The organism is Fibrobacter sp. UWT3, from assembly GCF_900230125.1.
GTDB lineage: Bacteria > Fibrobacterota > Fibrobacteria > Fibrobacterales > Fibrobacteraceae > Fibrobacter.
Map to the genome: position 1 here is coordinate 1,359,175 of NZ_OCSS01000001.1, position 23,014 is coordinate 1,382,188.

At 54.1% G+C, this 23,014-nt stretch carries 24 protein-coding genes and 1 pseudogene; 9 read left to right on the forward strand and 16 right to left on the reverse strand.

Annotation, left to right across the window (positions count from 1 at the left end):
* Positions 1-3: 3 nt before the first annotated feature.
* The 13 genes and pseudogenes from CRO08_RS05840 to CRO08_RS05895 all read right to left on the reverse strand — a co-directional run bounded on the left by CRO08_RS05840 (position 4) and on the right by CRO08_RS05895 (position 11,841).
* A complete protein-coding gene (locus CRO08_RS05840; RefSeq protein WP_097035408.1) occupies positions 4-1,125 on the reverse strand; it encodes a complex I subunit 1 family protein in 1,122 nt (373 codons plus the stop codon).
* A gap of 3 nt (positions 1,126-1,128) precedes the next feature.
* Positions 1,129-2,265 (reverse strand): NADH-quinone oxidoreductase subunit D, encoded by a 1,137-nt coding sequence (locus CRO08_RS05845; RefSeq protein WP_097035409.1) that lies wholly within the window; start codon positions 2,263-2,265, stop codon positions 1,129-1,131.
* Positions 2,265-2,987 (reverse strand): NADH-quinone oxidoreductase subunit C, encoded by a 723-nt coding sequence (locus tag CRO08_RS17575; protein WP_369684797.1) that lies wholly within the window; start codon positions 2,985-2,987, stop codon positions 2,265-2,267. The genes CRO08_RS05845 and CRO08_RS17575 overlap by 1 nt, the downstream gene beginning before the upstream one ends.
* A gap of 54 nt (positions 2,988-3,041) precedes the next feature.
* Positions 3,042-3,524: pseudogene (locus tag CRO08_RS17580) on the reverse strand (NADH-quinone oxidoreductase subunit B); the annotation flags it as partial.
* Complete coding sequence (locus tag CRO08_RS05855) at positions 3,515-3,895, reverse strand: NADH-quinone oxidoreductase subunit A (RefSeq protein WP_097035411.1); 381 nt, start codon at positions 3,893-3,895, stop codon at positions 3,515-3,517. The pseudogene CRO08_RS17580 and the gene CRO08_RS05855, both read right to left, overlap by 10 nt.
* A gap of 40 nt (positions 3,896-3,935) precedes the next feature.
* Positions 3,936-4,526 carry a hypothetical protein gene (locus CRO08_RS05860; protein ID WP_097035412.1) on the reverse strand — a complete coding sequence of 197 codons (591 nt, stop codon included), beginning with the start codon at positions 4,524-4,526 and terminating at the stop codon, positions 3,936-3,938.
* A complete protein-coding gene (locus CRO08_RS05865) occupies positions 4,523-6,664 on the reverse strand; it encodes a bifunctional (p)ppGpp synthetase/guanosine-3',5'-bis(diphosphate) 3'-pyrophosphohydrolase (RefSeq protein ID WP_097035413.1) in 2,142 nt (713 codons plus the stop codon). The genes CRO08_RS05860 and CRO08_RS05865 overlap by 4 nt, the downstream gene beginning before the upstream one ends.
* Before the next feature lie 184 nt (positions 6,665-6,848).
* The gene (locus CRO08_RS05870; protein WP_097035414.1) at positions 6,849-7,925 is read right to left on the reverse strand and encodes a TIGR04133 family radical SAM/SPASM protein; all 1,077 of its coding nucleotides are present in this window, start codon (positions 7,923-7,925) and stop codon (positions 6,849-6,851) included.
* Positions 7,926-7,963: 38 nt separating this feature from the next.
* Positions 7,964-8,392 carry a hypothetical protein gene (locus tag CRO08_RS05875; protein WP_097035415.1) on the reverse strand — a complete coding sequence of 143 codons (429 nt, stop codon included), beginning with the start codon at positions 8,390-8,392 and terminating at the stop codon, positions 7,964-7,966.
* Positions 8,393-8,413: 21 nt separating this feature from the next.
* A complete protein-coding gene (locus CRO08_RS05880; protein WP_097035416.1) occupies positions 8,414-8,890 on the reverse strand; it encodes a hypothetical protein in 477 nt (158 codons plus the stop codon).
* 2 nt (positions 8,891-8,892) lie between these two features.
* Positions 8,893-9,552 (reverse strand): hypothetical protein, encoded by a 660-nt coding sequence (locus CRO08_RS05885; RefSeq protein ID WP_097035417.1) that lies wholly within the window; start codon positions 9,550-9,552, stop codon positions 8,893-8,895.
* 17 nt (positions 9,553-9,569) lie between these two features.
* A complete protein-coding gene (locus CRO08_RS05890) occupies positions 9,570-10,127 on the reverse strand; it encodes a hypothetical protein (protein WP_097035418.1) in 558 nt (185 codons plus the stop codon).
* Positions 10,128-10,449: 322 nt separating this feature from the next.
* Positions 10,450-11,841 (reverse strand): IS3 family transposase, encoded by a 1,392-nt coding sequence (locus CRO08_RS05895; protein ID WP_097035733.1) that lies wholly within the window; start codon positions 11,839-11,841, stop codon positions 10,450-10,452.
* 130 nt (positions 11,842-11,971) lie between these two features.
* On the opposite strand from CRO08_RS05895, the gene CRO08_RS05900 reads away from it, so the two are divergent.
* Together CRO08_RS05900 and CRO08_RS05905 are read left to right on the forward strand one after the other, a co-directional pair.
* Positions 11,972-13,543: a hypothetical protein gene (locus tag CRO08_RS05900; protein ID WP_255252251.1), complete on the forward strand. Its 1,572-nt coding sequence runs from the start codon at positions 11,972-11,974 to the stop codon at positions 13,541-13,543.
* 67 nt (positions 13,544-13,610) lie between these two features.
* On the forward strand, positions 13,611-13,907 hold the full coding sequence (locus CRO08_RS05905) for a hypothetical protein (protein ID WP_141398256.1): 297 nt from the start codon (positions 13,611-13,613) through the stop codon (positions 13,905-13,907).
* Positions 13,908-14,056: 149 nt separating this feature from the next.
* Here the strand turns inward: CRO08_RS05905 and thrH are convergent, their stop codons facing one another.
* Entirely contained in the window at positions 14,057-14,674 is a 618-nt protein-coding gene (thrH, locus tag CRO08_RS05910) for a bifunctional phosphoserine phosphatase/homoserine phosphotransferase ThrH (RefSeq protein WP_097035735.1), read from the reverse strand.
* A 67-nt stretch (positions 14,675-14,741) separates the two neighbouring features.
* The gene (locus tag CRO08_RS05915) at positions 14,742-15,617 is read right to left on the reverse strand and encodes an Hsp33 family molecular chaperone HslO (protein WP_097035420.1); all 876 of its coding nucleotides are present in this window, start codon (positions 15,615-15,617) and stop codon (positions 14,742-14,744) included.
* A 107-nt stretch (positions 15,618-15,724) separates the two neighbouring features.
* On the opposite strand from CRO08_RS05915, the gene CRO08_RS05920 reads away from it, so the two are divergent.
* The 7 genes from CRO08_RS05920 to CRO08_RS05950 are packed head-to-tail and all read left to right on the forward strand — an operon-like array spanning position 15,725 to position 22,276.
* Complete coding sequence (locus CRO08_RS05920) at positions 15,725-17,038, forward strand: radical SAM protein (protein WP_097035736.1); 1,314 nt, start codon at positions 15,725-15,727, stop codon at positions 17,036-17,038.
* 48 nt (positions 17,039-17,086) lie between these two features.
* Positions 17,087-17,632 (forward strand): DJ-1 family glyoxalase III, encoded by a 546-nt coding sequence (locus tag CRO08_RS05925; protein WP_097035421.1) that lies wholly within the window; start codon positions 17,087-17,089, stop codon positions 17,630-17,632.
* 43 nt (positions 17,633-17,675) lie between these two features.
* Positions 17,676-18,104 carry a hypothetical protein gene (locus tag CRO08_RS05930; protein WP_097035422.1) on the forward strand — a complete coding sequence of 143 codons (429 nt, stop codon included), beginning with the start codon at positions 17,676-17,678 and terminating at the stop codon, positions 18,102-18,104.
* Positions 18,104-19,297 carry an NAD-dependent epimerase/dehydratase family protein gene (locus CRO08_RS17305; protein ID WP_255252252.1) on the forward strand — a complete coding sequence of 398 codons (1,194 nt, stop codon included), beginning with the start codon at positions 18,104-18,106 and terminating at the stop codon, positions 19,295-19,297. The genes CRO08_RS05930 and CRO08_RS17305 overlap by 1 nt, the downstream gene beginning before the upstream one ends.
* Before the next feature lie 9 nt (positions 19,298-19,306).
* Positions 19,307-20,101, forward strand: coding sequence for a glycosyltransferase family 2 protein (locus CRO08_RS05940; RefSeq protein ID WP_097035423.1), 795 nt, complete (start codon positions 19,307-19,309; stop codon positions 20,099-20,101).
* Between the two features lie 45 nt (positions 20,102-20,146).
* Entirely contained in the window at positions 20,147-21,325 is a 1,179-nt protein-coding gene (locus CRO08_RS05945; RefSeq protein WP_097035424.1) for a TonB family protein, read from the forward strand.
* A 33-nt stretch (positions 21,326-21,358) separates the two neighbouring features.
* Complete coding sequence (locus tag CRO08_RS05950; protein WP_141398257.1) at positions 21,359-22,276, forward strand: hypothetical protein; 918 nt, start codon at positions 21,359-21,361, stop codon at positions 22,274-22,276.
* Here CRO08_RS05950 and CRO08_RS05955 read toward each other — a convergent pair.
* Complete coding sequence (locus tag CRO08_RS05955; protein WP_097035426.1) at positions 22,273-22,872, reverse strand: peptidylprolyl isomerase; 600 nt, start codon at positions 22,870-22,872, stop codon at positions 22,273-22,275. The two genes, CRO08_RS05950 and CRO08_RS05955, sit on opposite strands and share 4 nt — an antisense overlap.
* Between the last annotated feature and the right edge of the window lie 142 nt (positions 22,873-23,014).

The following is a 23,014-nucleotide window of genomic DNA, read 5'->3' on the forward strand; positions in this document are numbered from 1 at the left end:
GCCTTACCCTCCAATCGCAATCCACGCCGCACCGGCAACGAGCAACACGAGGTTAACGGGTAAAAGGAACTTCCATTCGAAATCCATGAGCTGGTCCACACGCGGGCGCACGAACGTCCAGCGGACCATCATGTAGCACCAAATCATGAAGTAGACCTTCGCGAAGAACCACACGACTCCCGGGACCATATTGAGGTAGTTGTCCACGAAGGCGACCCCGATGCAGGGCGGCAAGAAACCGCCGAGGAAGCACGTGGTGGCAAGTGCGGAGTTCGTCACGAGCGCGATGTATTCGGCCAGGTAGAACATGGCGAACGGCGTGCCGTTATATTCCGTATGGTAGCCGCCCGTAAGTTCCTGCTCGGCTTCGGCGATGTCGAAGGGAGCGCGGTTCATTTCGGCGGTAGAAGAAATGAAGAACAGGATGAATGCGACAATCCCGAGTACGGGAATCTTGAAAATCCACCAGTCGAATATGGTTCCCTCTTGCCCGAGGGTGATGCTCATCAGGTTCGTGGAACCCGAAATCATCACGACGAACAGGAGAATCATCGCGAACGAGATTTCGTAGCTGATCATCTGCGCGCCGCTACGGAGAGCACCGAGCAGGGAATACTTGTTGTTGCTGCTCCAGCCGCCAAGCAAGATGCCCAAAACGCCGAAGCCGTTCACCGCGATAATGAGCGGGATGCCCATCGATACGTCTGCAACGACGAGGTTGCGCCCGAACGGGATAAGCGCGCACACGATGAAGGGGGCGATAAGCACGATGAGCGGGGCGAGGTAGAACATCAATTTGTCTGCACCGCTCGGGGCGTACACTTCCTTGAAGAGCATCTTGATAACGTCGGCGACGGTCTGGATGGTTCCGTGCCAGCCGAGGCGCATGGGGCCGAGTCGGCACTGGATATGGGCACATACCTTGCGTTCCATGTAGATGAGAATCGGGGCAGACCCGATATTCACGGCACAGACGGCAACGACGCAGATAATCGCGTTGATGAGGAATGCCGATATGCTGTTGAACGTCTCGCTCTGGAGGCTCGCCGGCAAAAATTCCGCTACCCGCGGGACCAAGTCGCGTACAAAATCGCCGATGGGGTGTGTAACTGAGGGAACAAACATAAGCTACCTGTCAATTTCCGGGATCACGGGGTCGAGGGTGGCCATGATGGTCACGAGGTCCGAAATCTTGTGGCCCTGCGCCATCTTGTTGAGTGCTGCAATGTGCGGGAAGCTTGGCCCGCGCGTGTGGATACGGTAGGGCTTCTCGCCGGTCGTTGCTGCCACCACGTAAGTGGCATACAGGCCCTTCGCCGTCTCGATTTCACTGTAGTAGCGGCCTTCGGGGAGTCGCACCGGCTTTTCCTTGCTGCGCCAGGGGCCTTCTTTCGGGAACTTGTCTACACACTGCCGCAGAATCTTCATGGATTCGTGAATCTCGGCAATGCGTATCTTGTAACGGTCATAGCAGTCGCCGTTGTGGAACACGGGTATGTCGAAATCGAACTGGTCGTAGATGCTGTACGGGTTCACGCGACGCACGTCGAAGTTCACGCCGCTCGCACGCAGAACCGGGCCCGAGCATCCGTAGGCAATCGCGTCTTCCTTGGAAAGTACGCCAATCCCGATGCTTCTCTCGAGCACGATGATGTTCTTGGAAAGGAACCTCTCGTAGTCCCTCATGGAATCTTCCAGGTGGTCGAGGAACGCCTTCACGCGCGGGATAAACGTCTCGGGCACGTCGTAGCGGCTTCCACCGGGCCTGAAGAAGTTCGTGGTAAGGCGCGAGCCGGTGACTTCTTCGAGAATGTCGTGGATCATCTCGCGTTCCTTGAAACCGAACAAAAGGCAGGTTTGCCCGCCGAGGTCGCCGCCGAAGCAGCCGAAGAACACCAGGTGGCTTGCAATGCGGCCCAGTTCCTGGAGCATCACGCGGATGTATTCGCCCTTCTCGGGTACGCCCACGTTCATGCCCTTTTCAAGCGCAATCACGACCCCCAGGTTGTTCTGGATAGCCGTGAGGTAGTCCTGGCGGTCGCTCAGGGCAATGTACTGCAGGTAGCTCATCGATTCCGCCTGCTTTTCCATGCCGCGGTGGATGTAACCGAAATGCGGTACAAGTTCAACGATGGTTTCGCCGTCCATGCGCAGCGCAAGGCGGAGCGCGCCGTGTGTACTCGGGTGCTGCGGACCCATGTTGATGAAAAATTCTTCGGTATTGGTTTCGCGCTGGATGCGGAATCCTGGAGGCAGTGTAGGCATTATACGGGCCTCCTGATCATTTGCGGGTGAGTAAAGTCCTTGCGCAGTGGGTAGCCCACGAAGTCCTTGTCGAGGAATATGCGCCGCTGGTCGGGGTGGCCCTCGAAGTTGATGCCGAACATGTCGTACACTTCGCGTTCCTTGAATTCCGCGGCGGGGTAGAGGTGGCTAATCGTCGGGACGCTTGCCAGGAGCGACGTAGCGCGTTTTTCTTCGGGAATGCTGAAATCCTTCTTCAGCTGAACGCAGAGGAACAGCTTGTGGCCGTGTTCCAGGCTGCGTAGCATCGTCACCATGTCGAAATGGTCGTCGTAGTCGATGGCGGTCACGTCGATGAGGTAGTCCATCTTGAATTCGGGACAGTTCTTCACGTATTCCACAATCGGGAGGTAGTCTTCGGGATTCACCATCACCTCGAGCGGGCGGTCTGCGGGTATTGCCGCCACCACGTCCTCGATGGGGTCTTCGCTGTGGGTGTGGACTGTCACCTCGGGGAATTTCTCGCGCAGTTTCGCGAACAGTTCGGACTGCGTGAGCCCGAGCCGCTTGAACGGCACGCGGGGCACTTCGGGGAAGTCTTCCTTCTTCACGCGGATGGGCTTGAAGGTGCTCTTGTAGTCCGGGTGTTCTTCCTTGAACTTCGCGCGGGCTTCTGCCATCTCCTCGTCCTTCATCTCTTCGAGGGCGGCCCACGTCTTCGCTGCCTCGCGGTAGCGGTCCATGGTAGAAACATCCTTCGGCCTGCCTACATGCCACGGGTGACGGCAGGTTTCCTTCAAAATCTTTTCACGCAGGGTGAGTAGCCCGTGGAACAGCGCTTCGGGGCGCGGCGGGCAACCGGGCACGTACACGTCGACCGGAATCAGGTTCTGTGCGCCACGCACCACGGAATAGTTGTCATAGATAAACGGGCCGCCGCTGATGGTACAGGCGCCCATCGCAATCACGTACTTGGGCCCGGGAATCTGTTCCCAGAGCATCTGGATGGCAGGTGCCATGCGGTGCGTGATGGTGCCCGCCAGAATGAAAAGGTCCGCCTGTCTCGGGGACGAGCGGAACACTTCACTGCCAAAGCGTGCAATATCGTAGCGGGCCATGGAACTCGACATCATTTCGATGGCGCAACAGCTGGTGCCGTAGGTGAGGGGCCAGATGGAATTGGCGCGGGCCCAGTTCACTACATAGTCTATAGCGTTCACGACGTACTTGCCGCCGGGAATCGGGTCCAGAATCTTGGGTGCGTAATTGATTATTCCCATTTGAGAATTCCTTTTTTCCAGGCGTATGCGAGGCCAGATACAAGGATAGCCATAAATATCACGAGGTCAATAACAACGACGATAGGCGAGAGTGCCGTGTGCCCAGCCATGATTTCCTTGAAGTTCATCATGACGGGGAACAGGAATAGCGCTTCGATGTCGAACACGAGGAACAGCAGCGCAAAGAGGTAGTAGCCCACCTTGAACTGGATGCGCGCGTTGCCGATGGTCTCCATGCCGCATTCGTACGGGGCCATCTTGTTCCTGGTGTTCCGGGTGCGGTAGCCGAGGAGCAGGCCCACGACTGTTGCGGCAGCCGCGATGAACGCGCCCAGGAAAAGAAAGATTGATAGTATGATGTATTCAGACATAGTTATTAGTTATTGGTCAATAGTCATTAGTCAATAGTCATTAGTAGAAGTTCTGGAGTTCCTGCACGGTCCCGAACAGCGTGTTGCCTATCTGGAACCTGTCGATGATGTGCTTGAAGAGGTCCTTGAATTCCTCGATGGTAGCGTTGTTCATGGCGAGCAGTTTTTCCTGGATGGAACTCACGAAGCCGGAATTCATGGGTTTCGCCTTCATGTCCTGCATGGAGCCGCTCCAGCGCTGCAGCATCTGGTCGGTCTCGATACGCGCGATGATATAGCGCGTTGTCGAGAGCAGTTCCTGCAAGAAGTGCACGAGGAAGATTTCTTCCTGGAGGATACCCCAGCGCTTGTCTTTGGAGTAGAGCGTGGCGATGTCGGCTTTCCCGTAGAAGACCGCAGCCTGCGAATACTCGAGGCATGTCATGAGAAGGCGGTCGAGCCTCTTGATTTCTTGCTTGAGGTTGTTGAACCAGGGGAGGTCCATGGCAGAACCGTCGATGTTGCCGTTCTTGTCCATGGGGAGAATCGCCCTGAAGGCGTAGTAGACTTCCTCGTAGTAGCGGTTGCGCATGCGGCAGTTGAACGCGCGGTTCTTGAGCGTGTAGTCGCTGTGGTGGAGCGGAGTAATCATGCCTTCGAAACCTCCCGTACGCCCGAAATCTGTTTGATTTTCGTGATGATGGCGTCGACCTGCTCCTTGCGGAACGCCTTGAATTCCATGCGGATGCGGCCAGTGGACTGCTTGCTTGCGACACTCATGCGGTCGAGCGACACGTCGGAACCCTTGAGCTGCTCGAGGATATCGAGCGTGATGTTCTTGCGGTTGTCGGTATCGATGGTGAGGTGGGTCATGAACGGCTTGCTGACCTCGGCGCTCCAGGCGACCGCAATCTGCTGTTCTACCGGGAGGTTCTTGAGGCAACTGCAGTTCTTGTTGTGGACCTCGATACCGATTTGCGGGCGGAGGACGCCCACAATCTCGTCACCCGGGAGGGGCGCGCAGCAGTCCGCGAAGTGTATCACGAGGCTTGTTTCCTGGCCAATCTGCAGGGGCATCTCGTCGCGCACGTCGCCCTTCTTGTCTTTCCCGAAGGTGGGGAAGAACCGGAGCGCCATTTCCTTGGGGAGCGAACTCCCGCCGGTAATGAACCTGTGGATGTCCTGCAGGGGCAGTTCGCCCTGGCCAATCCGCTCGTAGAAGTCGTCCATCGAGAGGGTGCCGAAGTACCTGCGGATTTCTTCCTCGCCGGGGCGCTTGTCCTTCTCGACTTTCGCAAGCCTGAGCTCGCGGGTCCAGATTTCCTTGCCCAGGCTACGCGACTGCTGTATAATGCTGGTCTTCATCCACCGGCGCAGTTCCTGCTTGGCCTTCACCGTCTTTACGATGTCGAGCCACTCGGGGCTCGGTTCCTGGCTCGGGCTCTTGAGCACCTGGATGGTTGCCCCGTGCGTCACCACGTGGTCGAGGCTCACGACTTCCTCGTTGATGCGGGCACCGATACAGTGCAGGCCCAGTTCCGTGTGGATGGCAAACGCGAAGTCGAGCACCGTGGAGCCTTCCGGCAGTTCAATGGAGGCACCCTTCGGGGTGAATACCGTCATGCCTTCGGGCTTGAGGTCCACCTTCAGGAAGTCCAGATACTCTTTGGAGTCGGAAATTTCCGATTGGAGCTTTACCATGTGGTTGAGCCACGCGAGTTCCTCGCCCTCGTGCTGGGTTTCCATCTTGTAGGCCCAGTGCGCGGCGAATCCCTTCTCGGCGGTCAGGTCCATGTCCTTCGTGCGAATCTGGACTTCCACCATCTTGTTCTCGGGCCCGATGACCGTCGTGTGGATGCTCTGGTAAAGGTTCGGCTTGGGGGTCGCGATGTAGTCCTTGAAGCGGCTCTGCATCGGGGTCCACAGGTTGTGGACGTAGCCAAGCGCGAGGTAGCATTCGGGAATGGTCTCTACGATGATGCGTATCGCAAATATGTCGAAGATGTCCTCGAACTGGCAATCGCGACTGATCATCTTGTTGTAGATGCTGTAGATGTTCTTGGTGCGGCCCTGGATGGTGCAGTCGAAGTCCTCGAGCGCCATCTTGATTTGGAGCGGGCCAATCACGGACTGCACGTACTTTTCGCGCTTTTCCTTGTTCTCAATAAGCGCGTCGACGATTTTCTGGTATTCGTCCGGGTTTACGTACTTGAAACTCAGGTCCTCGAGTTCGGTCTTGAGCTTGTAAAGGCCGAACCTGTGGGTGAGGGGCACGTATATGTCGAGCGTTTCCTGGGCGATGGACCTGCGTTTTTCGGGCTTCATGTACCGCATGGTGCGCATGTTGTGGATGCGGTCCGCGATTTTAATCATGATGACCCGCGGGTCCTTTGCCATCGCTATAATCAGCTTGCGGTAGGTCTCCGCCTTCTGCGCCGCCTTGTTCTGTTCCTGCGCGGCGGTAATCTTGGTGACGGCGTCGACCATGAATGCGGTGTCTTCCCCGAATTCGGTCGCGATTTCGGCAAGCGTGTGCGGGGTGTCTTCTACCACGTCGTGCAATAGGCCCGCGAGTACGGTTGCTTGGTCCTGCTGGAGTTCGGCGAGAATCTTGGCCACCTCAAAGGGGTGCTCGGTGTAGGGCATGCCGCTCTTGCGGTACTGACCGTCGTGGGCATCGGCAATGAAGGCAATAGCCTTGCGGAGAATCCCTTCTTCGAGCTTCTCGTTCTTCTTGAGGAGCACCTTAATGATGTGCTCTTCATTCGGTGTGAAAATTGCCTTGTCCATCAACTACAATTTATTATTTCTTTTCGATGGAAAAGGCGTTTTTTTTAGAAAAAACGCAAAAAAAATCACTTTCGGGCGTTGAGTGCGGTCAATAATCTTTTTTTTTACATACGCGGGGCGTACAGTGCTGTTTTTTTAGGAAAAAAGTATATTATGGCCCTGTTCGGCAGGCTTCAGGCCTTGTTTATGCGCCAGCGTCTTCCAAGCGCTTTACATGGCAGTAAGCGAGTTCTTTGGTTTTCTCGTCACGCAGGTGCAGGCTGGAGCCTTCGCAGTAGCGCCAGTACTTGCAGGTCTTGCAGTCGCCAATTTTTGCCCAGCTGCGGTCGCGCATCACCTGGTAGCGGTTCTGCCATACGTCCCAGAGGTCGTCCTTGTAGATGTTTCCCTGGATGTAGTCGCCGCGCAGGCTCGGGCAGGCAGAAATGCTGCCATCGCAAAGCACGGAAGAAACGTTCACGCCGGCACGGCAGAAGAACGGGTAGTTGCGCGCGTCCTTCTCGTAGCTCCCGAGGAAGCCTTCGCAGCCGTAGTTCACGTTGATGACGTTCAGTTTCTTGACTTCGCGGATGAAGTCGAACACCTGGCGGAATTCCTGGTTCGTGAGCTGGAACAGCGGATTGTCCTTCGCGCGGCCCTTCGGGAATACCGTCGCGATGCGCCAACGCTTCACGCCGATTTTCAGGAGGATGTCGAGAATCTTCGGGAGCTCCTTGAGGTTCTGGCGGTTCACGCAGGTCATCACGTCGAAGGTGAGGCCTTGCGTGTGGGCGGCCATGTCGATGGCGCGGAGTGCGTTATCGAAACTCGTGGGGGCGCCGCGGAAATGGTTGTGGCTTTCCTTGAGGCCGTCCAGGCTAATCGTGAGCGAGCGCAGCCCGGCGTTCAGCAGCTTGGTGTAGCGTTCGGGGGTCATCGCAAGGCCGTTGCTGACCATGCCCCAGGGGTAGCCGCGCTTCTTGATTTCCTGGCCGCATTCTTCAAGGTCCTGGCGCATCAAGGGTTCGCCGCCGGTAATCACCACGATAAAGTGCTTCGGGTCGATGTGCGGGGCAAGTTTGTCGAGCACGCCCATGAAGTCTTCGCGGGGCATGTCTGGGATGGCGTCCTTCACGCAGTCGCTACCGCAGTGCAGGCAGTGCAGGTTGCAGCGGAGCGTGCATTCCCAGAAAAAGTACGTGAGCGGGTGCGCCTTGATTTCGTTGTGGCGGTAAAGGCGGTAAGCTTCGAGAGCGAGTTTCTTTTTAAGAGAGAGTTGCATAAAAATGTGAGGTGTGAAGTGTGAAGTGTGAGGTGCGATTAGGGTTTCTCCGGGCAATCGATGGTGGGCCGACAGATAGTTTCTTTTCTTTCGGTTCCGGTTGCCAAATCTGTTAGGGTTTCTTCATAGCAAATGTCTGGCCCTATATATTTACAGTTCTCGATGCCGCAGCCGTTTCCAGACTCAGAATCTGCAAGATACGGAGCTTGTATATTCAGATTATTGTGAGAAATTTCGCTACGAATATCTGCATCCTCATAATAAATTTTTGGATGCCGAAGATATCTTATGTCGTTGTCGCATTCGATAATGTCGAATTCTTTGCCATTCTTTGTGACTGCTGTTGCGTTATAGCAATGAGTTGAAAAACATCCATAACCTGCTACGGCATCATCCTTGTTTTCGCATCCACCCCAAATAAGAGTGAGGCTTGACAAGAACGTGAATTTTAAAAATTTATAGAACACTTTTCTTCCTAATTCTAATGACTAATTCGGCTTTTCGGGGCAATCAATGATGGGGTGGCAGCCGGCCAGTGAATCCAGTTCCTCGGAAATATACGGGTTCCGTTCGATGCAGACGTCACCATTTTCTGTGCAGTTCGGGGCTTTATCGCTACCCGCCTTCGGGGCGAACACCTGGACTCCTTCGGGGAGCTCGACGCCTTCCGCACCCGCAGCAGAGGGGTCCCTCAGGTACTTGTTGCCGTCGGTGCAGTCGATAATCTTGAATACCTTGCCCGACTCGTTCACGGCAGTATCGTTGTAGCAGAGGGCCGCCCATTTGACGGGGGCCTCTACGCCATAAAGGCAAACTGCACCCCCTATAGAATCGGATGGCATTACCTGAACGCCATATTCGGGAGCAAACATAGAAACTTCATCGCTGGAGCCGTCGTCTCCGCAGCTGGCCCAGAAGAGTCCGGCTAGCGCAAGTGCAATTTTTTTCCAATGTTTCTTGAACATGATTACTTGTCACCCTCGCCGGAAAGACACTTGTTAATCCGTTCTTCGATTTCCTTCATCTTGTCTTCGTAGACCTTCTTGAGTTCTTCTTCCAGGGCAGGCTGGTTCGCTTCCCACTCTTCCTTCATCTTGAGGAACCTGGCGTATTCTTCGCTGGGCCTGGTGGTACCGTCGCTGCAGGATTCTACCGCATTATTGATGATGGTCGGGGCGCCGTAAAGGGCCACGAACCTGTCTAGTTCCATGCGCAAATGTTCAAGACACACGGGAGTTTCCGTCAAGGTCTGCTTGATGGAGTCAATCTTGTCTACAGCATCGTGCTTGGCCGCTTCCTCTTTCCAGAATTTGGCATTGTCTGCACTGTAATCGTTGGGGAAATACGATACACTGGAATCCATGGGGGTGCAAAATACCGTCGGAGGGGCGTAGACCGCGGAGAAGCTGGAGCTGGACCAGTCCACGCTGCTGGAACTTGATTCTTCGACACTGCTGGAACTTGTCTTGGTGGTTTCACTGGAACTGGAAACCGGGTTCTCGGCAGGGCTACTGTAATTGGGGTCGGGACCATAAAGGCATACGGCCGATGAGGCCGAATCTTCGCAACCAGCCCAGAACAGGGCGGTCAACGTGAGCGCAATCTTTTTCCAATGACTATAGAACATGTTTCCTCCTTCAATAACTACTTGCCTTGGGCTTCCTCGGACGCATCCACCTTGCTGTAGCGGGAAATAAACTCGGCATAATTGTAGGTGTTCCCGTCGTCGCAGGTGTAGGTCTTTTCGGTGATAGCGACTACGCCGTAATCGGGGCAAATATCCTCAACACAATTAGATTCTGGCACCCAGCGTTCACTCACTTTTTCTTGGCAGGTCACGCCATCATCACACCTGTAGGTGGTTTTCGTGGTCTGGCCCTGGGTCACCTTGGTGGATGCGTCCTCGTAACAGGCCATCGCGCCAAATACCCCGTATGCTGGCACGGGTATTTCCATGCTGCTCGACGATATGACTCCGAACTCGCTACTGCTTGAAGAAATCTCGGTCCCTGAGCTAGTCGTAGGGGCGCTGGAACTGGACTGTGTATCATTTGCGTCGCTGCTGCTTTTTGGGGCTGGAGCGCAAATATCGTCGGGACAGCCGTAAAGAACGACTTCCGATGAAGATGCCGAGTCGTCGCAGCCGGCCCAGAAAAAACCGGTCAGCGCAAGTGCAATTTTTTTCCAATGTTTGTAGAACATGTTTCCTCCTTTTATGATAGCAATATATATTTTATTTGTTTGGTCTGGCTGGCATAATTGCACAATAAAGAGTGTTTTTTTTGAAAAAAAAGAAAAAAGCGTTCTATATAGCACACTCAGCGTTCTATATGTTAAAAATGAACATTTTTGTTCTAATTTATTACAACGTAAAATTTTAGAGTCATGGCGTTCGGTCTTATAACGTCTTTTTTTTGCTTGTAAAGGGCATTTATTTACATTTTGGTAATGTTGTAAGTGCGAACAACGTTTTTCTACCGAAATCGGTACTTTTAGTTCCTCTTTTGGGGATGCGGACAATAATTTAGACAGATTGTTTGTCCAAATATAGTTTCCGGTAATCCGCTGGGCTCATTCCGTTGAGCCCGACCTTTATCCGTTTCGTGCAAAACCATTCCAGATATTTTTCAAGCTCGGCCTTGAACTCTTCCTTGTCGACTTTTCTCCAATTTCTGCTGTAGAAGAACTCGTTCTTGAGTATACCGAAAAAGCCCTCGCAGGCGGCATTGTCGGGAGTGTAGCCCTTCCTTGACATGGAGCGAGTCAAGCCGTACTTCTTCATCCTCTCGATCCATCCAGGCCATCTGTAATGGCTCCCTCGGTCTGTATGGATAATCGGGGCTTCGCCCTCGTGGAGTGTCGCGACGGCCTTGTCCAGCATCTCGTCGACAAGGGTCGCATTAGGGGACTCCCCGATTGTCCAGCACACTGGTGCCCCGTCGAAGCAGTCGATAATCGGTGATAGGTACACTTTGCCGTCGTGTAGAGGAAATTCCGTTATGTCCGTCAGCCATTTTTGATTGGGTGCATCGGCGTGAAAATTGCGATTGAGAATATTGGGAACGGCGGGTGTGATCTCGCCTTTATACGAACTATATTTCAGTTTTTTGGGTTTGTAGACGATGAGGTTGCCGAGTTTCATTGCGCGTCTGACAACCTTCTCGGAAACTTTCTTTCCGGTTTTTGAAAGTTCGCTGTGGATTCTTCTGTAGCCGTAAGTTTTGTTGGACTCGTCGAATATTGGGACAAGTTCTTTTAGCAACTGAAGGTCCTTATTGTTCCGGTCATTCAGGTGTTTTACGTTGTAGTAATAGACGCTTCGGGACATTCCCAATGCAAGTAGGATATCCCTTAATTTGTAGCGGTTGCGTAAGGCGTTGACAAGCTGTGTTTTTTCCCTGTTGCGAAGGGCAGACAAGTCAACGCCTGGGTCTTTTTTTATTATGTTCAGCGTCTCCTTCAATATGTCAACTTCTAGCTGGAGACTTCGGATTTTCTCGTTCAGCGCCTTCGCGTCTTCGGAAGAAAGATCCTTTTCCTTCTCCGGTTTCCGCTTCGTTGGTCTTGGTTTGTTCTGCAGTCCCATAAGTCCGTATTTTTTATAGTCCTGATACCAATAATAGATACTTGCGTACGTATATCCAATATCTTTGGCGACAGAAATCATAGGTTCGCCCATTTCGTAGCATCTGCGGATGGCCTCTAGCTTAACATTGAAAGGAGCGTGTGGCGGATGTTCTGGAGTGTTTATAATCCTATGGTGTTTTCTTTCCTGATGCGGTTGGCCTTCCTTTTTTATCCACTTGTACAACTGTTTTGTCGATGGATATCCGAGTTTTCGAACGACCTTTGTTGCCGACTTTAAATCATGAAATGTTTCCAAAGCCTTGGCGATTTGATCTTCGGTAAAATGCATGATGCGTCCTCTAGTTGTGTCCAACTATTCGTCCGCATCCCCTTTTTATACTTTAAAAATACCCGGAAAGGTCGAATTCCCGGCCTTGAACATGGGGTTGGTTATGAATAAAAGGAAATATATATTTCCGTTGGCAGTCGCTGCCTTCGGGTTGTGGGCTTGTGGAGAAGACAACAATTCTACCACAGCATGTGTCACCGAACAGTGCCTCATCGATCAATATGGGGAATTCAACGCGGACTCCGCAAACAAGGCCCTGGAAGATTCCATCCTTGCTGCACAGGGGGGGAGCAGTTCTTCGTCCTGGACGGTGTATTCTGCTGAACGCCCTGATACGAAAGAAGCGGGCGAAGAGTTAGAACTGGGTGAATCGAGCAGTAGCGAAGCAGAGGTTGCGTGTGGCCCGCAAACGCCGTGGGCTTGCGTATCCAGCAGTAGTCTTATTTTGCCGGAACCGTCCAGCAGCTCGTATCGTCACCATCACAGTTCCAGCAGCTCTGTCGATGTGCCGCCCGTTTCCAGCTCGAGCGTCGTGGTTGTACCGCCGACACCCGCAAACGACTTCGTGGAAGACCACCGCAGCGAATGCCAGATAGGCGACATCCCGACGAGCGTGAACAACGCCAAGCTGCCCGACCCGTTCAAGGGTCTCGACGGCAAGCGCATTTCCACGAAGGACGAATGGAAGTGCCGCCGCGAAGAAATCGGCGCGATGTACGAAAAGATTATGTTCGGCCAAAAGCCGCGTAACCCCGAGAAGGTCGAGGGCTCCTACTCTGGTGGCAAACTCAAGGTATCCGTGACCGACAAGGGCAAATCCATCTCTTTCTCTGTCAGCATTTCTGGAGGCGGAACCAAGGATAAACCGAAACCCGGCATCATCGGCTTTGCTAGCTTTGGCGGCTGCGGAAGCCTGGGTGCCTCTACAAACGGCCTTGGCGTCGCCATGATTTCGTTCAATCCGGATGACGTCGCTCCCGAAAACGGCGGTGGCTCCTTCTTCCAGCTCTATAATGGCTCCGATGCAGGTACCGCCATTGCTTGGGCATGGGGTATTAGCCGTGTAATCGACGCTCTTGAAAAGACCCCCGAGGCGGGCATTGATGTGCACCATCTGGGTGTTACCGGGTGTTCGCGCCATGGCAAGGGTTCCCTGATTGCTGGTGCATTTGACGAACGCATTGCGCTCGTGATTCCGCAGGAATCCGGTTCCGGTGGCGCGTCTCTCTGGCGTTCTATCGCCCAGGTGAACAAGCAGAAGGGCACGCAGTTCGTGCAGGGCCTTGCCAGTGCAGGTACTGAAGGCCGTTGGATGAAAAGCAGCTTCAAGAATTACGATGGCAAGGAAACCACCCTCCCGTTCGACCAGCACATGCTGACGGCCATGGTGGCACCGCGTGCACTCCTCCTGCTTGACAACCAGTCCTTTGACTGGCTTGGCGAGGTCCCGTCGAACTACTGCGGCAATGCTTCACTTGAAGTGTTCAAGGCCCTCGGTATCGAAGACAATTACACCTATGCACAGAAGGGTGGTCATAACCACTGCGACCTGCCGCAAGACCATTACGATGAGGTGAAAGCCTATGTCAACGCCTTCTTGAACGAGAGCGGAACGACAAAGGGCAAGGTCGAATCCTTCAGCAGCATCGCCAAGTGGAACAAGTCCGAGTGGATTGACTGGGATACGCCGACCCTCAGGTAATTTCCTAACTCCTGGTTAACTCCAGAGCGGGACCCGTAAACGCGGGCCCCGCATTTTTTTTGACCGCTTGCGCTACGTTTGGTGTATTAAATTGCGCCGGCCTGCGCTTGCTCCCGCGGGGAGGAATGCGGCAAAAAGGCTGAAAAGCGGCAAAACGATTGCCCAAATAGTAAAAATGCTTGAAATGGCAGACCAAACGCATTGTTTTGTTGGATTTAGTCTGCTGAAAATTACTTTGTTTGTAGTTGTAGCGTGCTGTTTCGATGTTTTCTTCGCTAAATTTGCGTCGAATGCGCCGGATTTCACCGATTTTCAAGAAAAAAGGGCTTCTTTTGGTTATTTTGTATGTAAAATAGCAGACTAAATGAGTGTTTTGCTGCCATTTGGTCTGCCAAAACGCAAAAATGCGGCCCGAAAGCACTTTGACCACTTAGCGCTTACGTGGGCATGGTCCCCCCTGCGGGGAGAGTGAGAAACCGGAGGTTCAGCCCCCGAAACGTCGAACGAGCGGTCTTACAACATTTCTTGGAACTGGTGGAACTTCTCGAGCAACTCGTCGTACGTCTTGGTGGCTTCGAGCTGCGGGAACTGCGCCACGATGGAGTCCGGCGCGCAGAAGAAGCACCCCTTGTCCGCCTGCTTGAGCATGCCCGTGTCGTTGAAGGAATCGCCGCTCGCGAATACCTTGAAGTTCAGCTCCTGCAGGTGCTTCACGACCTTCGTCTTCTGGTCGCTCATGCGCAGGTGGTAGCCCCTGATGCGGTCGTTTTCCACCACGAGATTGTGGCAGAAGATGGTCGGGAATCCGAGGTTCTTCATGATGGGGTAGGCGAATTCCTGGAACGTGTCCGAGAGGATAATCACCTGCGTTTCGTCGCGGAGCTTGTCCATGAAGTCGCGCGCGCCGTCGAGGAGCCCGAGGTTCGCGATGACGTTCTGGATGTCCGAGAGCATGATGCCCTCGCGGTCGAGGATGGCGATGCGGCCCTTCATGAGCACGTCGTAGTCGGGGATGTCGCGGGTGGTGAGTCGCAGGTCTGCGATACCCGTCTTCTCGGCGACGGCAATCCAGATTTCGGGGGCGAGGACACCTTCAAGGTCCAGGGTAACGACACATTGCTTCGTAAACATACTGATTGTCATCCCCGCTGTTTGGCTTGCTCAGGGCAGGCTCCGGCGGGAACATCTCCTTTAACGATTATTTCCTTTCGTTTATAATGTTCCGCAAGTCCTCGACCGTAATCTGGTACGGCGTGCGGCAGAAGTCGCAGACGACTTCCAGGTCCTTGCCCTCGGCTTCGAGTTCCTGCAGGTCTTTGAGCGGGAGCGTGGCGAGCGTCGCCACCGTGCGTTCGTGGCTGCAGGGGCAGTAGGCCTTCGGGTCGATTTCTTTGACGATGTCGATTTCGTACGGCCCGCGAAGCTGGTCCAGCAGCTCGTCCAGGTCAAAACCCTCGGGCGTGTTCATGTCCTTGAACTTCGGCAGGTTCTGCACGATGACTTCAATCAGGTTGATGTCCTTGTCCTCGAGGTCGGGGAACGCCTCGATATAGAACCCCGCGGCGTAGTCGAGCTTGCTCGGGTCTTCGCGGTTGAATGCCGCCTCGATGCCCACGGCGGAGCGGATCTGCTCGGACTGCAGCAGGTAGGTGGCGAGGTTCTGGCCCATCGAAACGGCGGGCGCCTCGATGATGCTCTCGTGGACGCGCTTGCCCTGCTCGTTCAGTTTCACGACCTGCACGCTCTGCGGGATGAGCGCGGGCTCGTTACCGCCCACGGCCTGGAGTTCTGCCTGCGGGATCATCGCGCGCACGAGCCCCATCGGCGTCGTGTCGGAAGAAACCTTCGTGATTTCGCCGCCGAAGCGCGTAGTCAGCGAGACCGTGCCCGCGTACTTGAGGCTTGCGCTCAGGAAAATGCTTGCGATGGAGTTTTCGGCCAAAAGCTTGAGGGCGAACCCCTGTGCGTTGTGCTGCTTGCCGATTTCGTTCATCGTCGCGGTCAAGTCGACGACAATCAGGCGGAAGGGCGTCTTTTTGCCCGTGGCGCGGATAATGCGGTCCTTGAAATTCATGGGCACAAATGTAGTAAAAAATATAGCCCGAGGGAAGTAGAGTGGTATGTGTTGTTATAATTGTACCAGTGGAAAAACAGCTATTTATCAAATTGATTCAACCCAAGATGCATCGTCGTCCAATGGATACGGACATAAAGTTGCACATGGCACCTCCTTTGGGCCTGCTCACGATTGTGAATCTGGTCAGAAAAGAGCACAGGGTACAACTGGAAAATGAAAATATTCAGCAAATCCATTATGATGATGTGCCTGACATTGTTGGAATATCGGTTACGGTTGACACTTTGCCGAGGGCCATCGAGATAGCGCGACGTTTTCGTGAAAAAGGCTCCATTGTTGTTGCTGGGGGAATTCATGTGACGACCGCTCATGATACGATTCCGACGGATGCTTTTGATGTGCTTTGCATTGGCGCTGCAGAAGGCACTTGGCCGGAGATTATAAAGGATTTCCTGGACAACAATCTGAAGCCTGTCTATCGCTGTCCAAAACTGCAAGAGGGGAACCTCATAGTTTCTCCTGCATACGATTTCCTCAAGAAAGGCGAATACTTATACTGTCATGTCGTTCACACAAGCAGGGGTTGTCCTTTTAGGTGTGATTTTTGCTATAACAGCGCTAAAGCGCATCAATACCTAAATCGCAATATTCAGGATGTCTTGGCGGATATTAGGGCGGTTCATTCGAGACACATCATGTTTATCGATGATAATTTTGCGGGGAACCCAATATGGACAAAACAGTTCCTGAAAGAAATTATGCCGATGCGGTTGAAGTGGAGGGCGGCCGTGTCCATCAATGCGGCATTCGATGATGAATTGCTTGACTTGATGAAAAAATCAGGATGTCAAAGTCTGTTTATCGGTTTTGAAAGTATCAATCCGGATTCTGTAAGCGGGGTTCACAAAGTTCAGAACCACACGCAGGAATATGAGAAAGCGATAAGGGCTATTCATGAAAGGGGTATCATGATTAACGCTAGTTTCGTGTTCGGGCTGGATGGCGATACGCCTGAAGTCTTTAAGTCGACTCTAGATTGGATTGTGAAAAATAAGATTGAAACGGTCACATCCCATATTCTGACGCCTTATCCGGGAACGGCTCTCTATGACAGGATGAAATCGGAAGGAAGAATCCTTACCGATGACTTGACCCTTTACAATACGGCTCATGTGGTTTATCAACCAAGAGGAATGACTAGGCAGGATCTGTATCAAGGGTATCATTGGATTTATAAAGAAATATATAGCTTGAAAAATATATGGAGACGTCGTCCGGAGTCTAAGGGCATAAGAGCTGCCTACTTTACATTTAATCTTTTATACCGGAAGTATGGAAAGTTTACCGATATGCTCTGCCATTTGATATCGTATGAAAAAATAGGGGCGATTGCAGAACGAATAGCGAAGTCGGTCTAAGATGATTAGTCCTTGATTTTATTATTTTCCTCAAAAAAGAGGTTCAATATGCAGATACTTTTCCTTATGGCCGATGGCTTTGAAGAAACCGAGTTTGTCACCCCGTTCGACTACCTGCAGCGGGCGGGTTTCGAGGTGGCGCTCGCGAGTGTTTCGGGCGATTCGTTCGTGACGGGTGCCCACGGGCTAAAGATTGCGGTCGATTTCGCGCTTTCGGGTGCCGATACCGCCAAGTTCGATGCCGTGCTCCTGCCGGGTGGCGGCCCCGGCGTGCAGCGTCTCAAGGCATCTGCCGACGTGGAACGTGTCGTGTGTGACTTCAACGACAAGAACAAGTGGATTTTCGCCATCTGCGCGGCCCCGCTCGTGCTGAGCAAGGCCGGACTTCTCGTGGACCGCACTGCGACATGCTTCCCGGGTTGCGAAGTTGAACTTGTCTGCAGCAAGTTCGTGGAAGACCGCGTGGTGGTGGACGGCAATATCGTCACGAGCCGCGGGGCCGGAACCGCCGAGGAATTCGCGTTCGAGTGCATCGCGCAGCTGGGCGGGCGCGATTTGTCCGAAAAAATCCGCAAGCAGGTCGTGGCCCGCTAGGCGTTTTTGTATATTGTTCACATAAACAACAAACGAGGAATTTATGAAGTTTACTCATGCTTTGATTCTTGCAAGTTCGCTCGCATTTTTCGCCTGCGGTGACGATGAATCCTCCACCGGTCCGAGCAACAACGATACTGCGGATTGCTCCGTGACCGACGGTGTGAAGGTCGTTTCCCCGAAGGGCGGTGAGGAATTCAAGGTGGGCGAGACCATCAAGGTTGTGTTCGGCTCCGACATGGATTTCGGCGGCTTCGGTGTTGAGCTCCGCTTCGACGAGGGCGCGAAGAAGGTGAACCTGCTCGAAGAAAGCATCGACGACGCTGTAATCGATGGCAAGACCTGCAACGAGTACAGCATCAAGCTGGATGCCGAGGGCATTGTTGCGGCAGACGACGCCTACATCTACGTCTACCCGTATTCCAAGCAGTCCAAGGCGGGCAAGTCCGGGACCTTCAAGGTCAAGGAGTAATGACCCCCCGCTTCGACGACAGTAGTTTCACCGTGGCCATTGTGGGCTGCGGTGGTTTTATCGGTAGCCATTTGCTCGACGCCGTGCTGGAACGTACCCGCTGGCGCGTTTTTGGCGTGGATCTCGATTTCTACAGGCTACAGCACCGTCTGAACCATGAGCGGTGCGAGTTCCTGTGTGCGGATTTGGCTGACCCTGTTGTCGTGGAGCGCATCGCGCAGTTCCCGCTGGTGGTGAATTTGGCGGCGATTTGTACGCCGAGCCGTTACATGGGGGAGGCGTGCGAGGTTATCCGGAGCAACTACGACCATCCGGCGGCTTTGGCCTCGGCCTGCGCGAAGAGCGGGGCCTGGCTCGTGCATTTTTCCACGTCTGAGATTTACGGGAAGACTGCAGTGGAGAGCGGCGAACTGGTGGAAGATTCGACGCCAGCCGTGTTCGGGCCCGTTACCGCGAGCCGCTGGAGCTATGCGACGGCGAAGCTCCTGGCGGAACGGTTTATCGCGGGGCTGCCCGGCTTGCGCTGGACTGTGGTTCGCCCGTTCAATTTTGTCGGGCCGTACATGGACTTTATGCCGGGCGTGGACGGCGAGGGAATCCCGCGGGTGCTCGCGAATTTTTCGACGGCGCTTTTGCGGGGCGAACCCCTGAAGCTCGTGAACGGCGGGAAGGCGAAGCGCTGCTTTACGAGTGTGCATGATGCAATAGATTTCTTGTTTGCGCTATTTGATGTTGGGCTTGGATGCGCGTTGAGTTTTGGTGTCGGTGATTCGCCGGATGCTGGTTGTAAAACTGCGGCGGGCGCTGGTCACTCGGGTCGAGATGCCGTGGGTGTATCGAAGGTAGGTGCCGCGCCGAATGCGGGTGTATCGAAGGTAGGTGCCGCGCCGGGCGCTGGTGTATTTTCGCAGGCGTTCAATGTGGGGAATGCTGAGAACGAGGTTTCGATTGCAGAACTGGCGCAGAAAATGCGCGCGATTTTCGCGAAGGTGCGCGGGGTCGATGTCTCTACATTGCCGGAAACGCAAAGCGTTTCGGGCGAGGAATACTACGGCGCGGGTTACGACGATTCCATGCGTCGCATGCCCTCGGTTGCGAAGGCCAAGCGCCTGCTCGGGTTCAAGGCGCGCATCCCGCTCGACACGGCTCTGGAAGAATCGCTCTCCTGGTTCGTGAAGCATTATTCTGTGTAGAACTGTATTATGTGTCATCCTGAGCGAAGCAAAGCGAAGTCGAAGGATCTAGACTACTTCATCTTCGTTCCGGCCTATAGCGTATCGCGGACTCTCGCGGACGTGTTGGGGCGTATTTCGCCCGCTGTTATGGAACGCGCGCAGGTGCTTGTGATAGACGACGGTTCGAAGGACGATACGCACGGGGCTTTTGAGTCGTTTGTCGCGGGGTTGGCTGGTGGCGCGGGCCACCTGCAGTACATCCGTTTCGAGTTCAATCGCGGGTACGGTGCAGTTGTAAAGTGCGGAATTTCCGAGGGGCTTCGCTCCGGCGCAAAATACATCGCTTGCCTGCATGGCGACGGGCAGTACCCTGCAGAACAGCTCGGCGAATTCTTCGCGCATCTCGAGGGCGTGGGCAGTTCCCCCGTGCGCAATCAGCCCGCTTTAGCTCTCGTTCAAGGTTCCCGCCATGCCATCCCGGGGGCAGCCCGTGCCGGCAACATGCCCCTCCACAAGCGTATCGGCGGCGCATTTCTTACTGCGCTCGAGAACATCGCCTTTCGGCAAAAACTTACTGACCGCCATAGCGGTTTCATCGTCTATAATGCGAGTTTCCTGAAGACGCTTGACCTCGCGAAACTCAGCCCGAGTTTCGACATCGACCTGGAAATCATCTCCATCGCCGATGCCCGCGGGTGGCGACTTGCCGAACTCCCTATACCCACGCGCTATGCCGGCGAAAAGTCGAACCTGAACGTGGTAACCTACGGCCTGCGCGTATTACGGCAGATTTTGCGCCGGATGTGTTTGCGCAAACGTTAATATTTGTATATATTTATCCCAAAAGTCGCCTAAAAAGGAGAATTTATGAAAAAGGCCTTTCTTGGATTTATCGCCATATTTGCTCTCCTCACCGGCTGCGCAAAGACCATGCAACTGAACGATCCTGCGCTCTACGACCAGTACCTCACCAGGACCTACAACCAGCCTCACCATGTGTGCTACAACGCGGTCATCAGGACCTTTGTGGGCAGGGGAGTCGAGCTTACCAAGGCCGACCCGATGGCGGGCCGAATCGTGACGGAAAGGCACCTCGCCATGCTCTACGCCGGGTACGGGATGGTCGGCACTGTATCGCACCGTTATTACATCGACGTGACGGGCGACAAGAAACAGTGCACCATCAAGGTCACCAAGTACAAGGCCTGGAAGGGCGACAACGAAGTTCCCTATGTGGATGTCGACCAGATTTACAACTACTACTGGGCGCCCCTGTTCGGCGGTTTCGAGAGCAACTTCGAAGAAGACGAGGATGACGCCATCCGCTCCAGCAAGGATCTTGATGCAGTCATAAACCAGCACTACCAGGAACTCGACGACATCTACAGGCAGTACAAAAAAGACACGAAAAAGAAGTTCGAGGGCCGTGTCATGCTGAAGTTCACCATCGCGGCAAGCGGGAACATCATCGACATCTCTATCGAGGGCACGACGACAGGCGAACTTGAATTTGACCAGCAGATCAAGGAGGCCGTCAGCAAATGGGACTTTGGCGAGATTCCGGGGAGCAATAACAAGACTTTGATTGTCCCGTTCGATTTCTCGGACACTGCTGGCGATTCCGGCAAAAAAGGTGGACGTCGGGTCAAGGGCGACGGCGATAAGCTCGGCGGTTCCGCGAAGAACGGCAGCGGAGGTATCAGTGACGCGAATGTGGGCGGCCACGCGACTGCGCAGGAGAATGAAGTCAAGGCCAAGGGCCCCCGCTCGGCTGCCGACATCATGAAGGTCGTGAAGAATCGCACTCCGGCGCTCAGAAACATCTACAACAAGTACAGGGAAAACGACCCGAGTTTCGAGGGCAGAGTCGTCCTGAAGTTCACGTTCGGCCCGGATGGCAAGGTCGTTTCTATGTCCATCAAGTCATCTACGACAAACAACGCCAAGTTCGACGAAGAAATCAAGAAGAAAGTCAGTGAATGGAACTTTGGCGAGGCCGATGCCGGCAACACCACGGTGACAATCCCGTTTGTCTTCTCGGAATAAAACGCGTTTTGCATACAACGTAAGGAACCGCAAATGCGACTTCTGGTAACGATCTTTCTTTTGCTCGTATGCGCTTCGGGTGCATTTGCGACGCATGTCGCCGTGCTTGAAACGGGCGTAGACCCTGCGGTAAAGAAGAAGGTGACGCTCTCCGACAGGCAGTACCTCACGAACGTATTGCGCGAGGAAGCGGTGAAGCAACTCCCCGCAGAAGACGGCTACACCATCATGACGCGTGAAAACATCAGCGAGATGCTCCCGCCGGGGAAGGCCATCGAGGACTGCGAGGGCACTTGCCTTGCGGAAACGGGCCGGAACATTTCCGCCGATTTCGTGTGCCAGGCGCGCGTGAGCAGTTTCGGCTCGAAACTTGCCCTCTCGGCAGAAATCTACGAGACTGCGGGCAACAAACTTGTGGCGAGTTTCAACGGGAATGGCAAGAACGTGGAGGCTCTCCTGAAGGTCATCAAGGAGAACGCCCCGGATTTCTTCGGCAAGGTGAAATCCAACAGGGATGCAGGTTCCGGCGATATCAACAAGTCAGGTTCCGGCGGTATAGGTGATGCGGGCAGTCTCGACCCCGATGCAAATGAAGATGCGGAGGAAGAAGCGGACAAAGTAAAGGTCGCTCGCGCTAAGGATGTGCAGTTTGATGACGATGATGACGATGACATGCCCAGGTCGAACAAGCCCATCAACGAAGTCCCAACAGTGAAAAATACTCAAAATAGGGTATGGATCCGCTGGGGGCTGATTAGTGGCGGAAGCGTGCTGCTCACGACAGGCCTTGTCCTTGCTGCTTTTGCGGGCGAGGAAGATGAGTACGAAATGGACTACGACACCTTGGAAATGAAAAAGAAAAAAGGGGACGACGGAACACTGCAATTCGGTATAGGAATTGCCTTGTCCATCATCGGAGCCGCCGGTATAGTCGTTGGATTCTGCTTCTAGCCGTGGTGCTTGTCGTGGTTGGGGCAGCCACAGCCGCCCTGGCCGTCGCAGTTTTCTTTTTTGCCTTCGCCGCCGCATTCGCACTCGTGGCCTTCTTCACCACACTTGCATTCGCCGTCGCCGTTGCCGCCACAGCAGCAGTGGCCTTGCGGGTTGAGTTCCTCTTCGGTAGCCTCGCGCACGCTCACGACTTCGATCGCAAAGTTCAGGTTCTTGCCTGCGAGCTCGTGGTTCGCGTCGATCACGGCCTTGTCGCCCGCGACGGACTTCACGCGGATGGGCATCGGGCCCATGGGGGTCTGGGCGTAGAACATCATGCCGGCCTCGACCTTCTCGACACCCTGGAACACGTCGACCGGGACTTCCTGCGTCATGCGCTCGTCGTATTCGCCGTAGCCTTCGGCGGGGATGACCTTCACGTCGAACTTGTCGCCGACCTCGTGACCGACCATCGCGTTCTCGAGCCCCACGACAATCATGTGGGCGCCCTGGATGTACTGGAGCGGTTCGCGGCCTTCGGAGGAATCGATGACGGCTCCTTCGTCGGAGGTGAGGGTGTAGTGCATCTGGACTACGGTCTTGTCGGCGATTTTCATGATGTTCCTTTGTGTGAGGGGGTAAAAAAGTAGGCTAAATATAGAAAAAAGCGGTTTGCAACGTGATAAAGGACAAATTTTTGCACGAAAAGTGAAGTATGTTGTGAAAATTTGTGCATGCTTCTTCTTTTTTGTTTATATT

Bases quoted from the DNA above. Each gene is read 5' to 3' on its own strand.
- CRO08_RS05915 (WP_097035420.1), bottom strand. From the start codon at position 15,617: ATGAATTTCAAGGACCGCATTATCCGCGCCACGGGCAAAAAGACGCCC.
- CRO08_RS05940 (WP_097035423.1), top strand. From the start codon at position 19,307: ATGTGTCATCCTGAGCGAAGCAAAGCGAAGTCGAAGGATCTAGACTAC.
- CRO08_RS05955 (WP_097035426.1), bottom strand. From the start codon at position 22,872: ATGAAAATCGCCGACAAGACCGTAGTCCAGATGCACTACACCCTCACC.
- CRO08_RS17575 (WP_369684797.1), bottom strand. From the start codon at position 2,987: ATGGACCGCTACCGCGAGGCAGCGAAGACGTGGGCCGCCCTCGAAGAG.
- CRO08_RS05925 (WP_097035421.1), top strand. From the start codon at position 17,087: ATGCAGATACTTTTCCTTATGGCCGATGGCTTTGAAGAAACCGAGTTT.
- CRO08_RS05895 (WP_097035733.1), bottom strand. From the start codon at position 11,841: ATGCATTTTACCGAAGATCAAATCGCCAAGGCTTTGGAAACATTTCAT.
- CRO08_RS05870 (WP_097035414.1), bottom strand. From the start codon at position 7,925: ATGCAACTCTCTCTTAAAAAGAAACTCGCTCTCGAAGCTTACCGCCTT.
- CRO08_RS05950 (WP_141398257.1), top strand. From the start codon at position 21,359: ATGCGACTTCTGGTAACGATCTTTCTTTTGCTCGTATGCGCTTCGGGT.
- CRO08_RS05845 (WP_097035409.1), bottom strand. From the start codon at position 2,265: ATGCCTACACTGCCTCCAGGATTCCGCATCCAGCGCGAAACCAATACC.
- CRO08_RS05945 (WP_097035424.1), top strand. From the start codon at position 20,147: ATGAAAAAGGCCTTTCTTGGATTTATCGCCATATTTGCTCTCCTCACC.
- CRO08_RS05890 (WP_097035418.1), bottom strand. From the start codon at position 10,127: ATGTTCTACAAACATTGGAAAAAAATTGCACTTGCGCTGACCGGTTTT.
- CRO08_RS05920 (WP_097035736.1), top strand. From the start codon at position 15,725: ATGCATCGTCGTCCAATGGATACGGACATAAAGTTGCACATGGCACCT.
- CRO08_RS17305 (WP_255252252.1), top strand. From the start codon at position 18,104: ATGACCCCCCGCTTCGACGACAGTAGTTTCACCGTGGCCATTGTGGGC.
- thrH (WP_097035735.1), bottom strand. From the start codon at position 14,674: ATGTTTACGAAGCAATGTGTCGTTACCCTGGACCTTGAAGGTGTCCTC.
- CRO08_RS05885 (WP_097035417.1), bottom strand. From the start codon at position 9,552: ATGTTCTATAGTCATTGGAAAAAGATTGCGCTCACGTTGACCGCCCTG.
- CRO08_RS05880 (WP_097035416.1), bottom strand. From the start codon at position 8,890: ATGTTCAAGAAACATTGGAAAAAAATTGCACTTGCGCTAGCCGGACTC.
- CRO08_RS05855 (WP_097035411.1), bottom strand. From the start codon at position 3,895: ATGTCTGAATACATCATACTATCAATCTTTCTTTTCCTGGGCGCGTTC.
- CRO08_RS05840 (WP_097035408.1), bottom strand. From the start codon at position 1,125: ATGTTTGTTCCCTCAGTTACACACCCCATCGGCGATTTTGTACGCGAC.
- CRO08_RS05860 (WP_097035412.1), bottom strand. From the start codon at position 4,526: ATGATTACTCCGCTCCACCACAGCGACTACACGCTCAAGAACCGCGCG.
- CRO08_RS05930 (WP_097035422.1), top strand. From the start codon at position 17,676: ATGAAGTTTACTCATGCTTTGATTCTTGCAAGTTCGCTCGCATTTTTC.
- CRO08_RS05865 (WP_097035413.1), bottom strand. From the start codon at position 6,664: ATGGACAAGGCAATTTTCACACCGAATGAAGAGCACATCATTAAGGTG.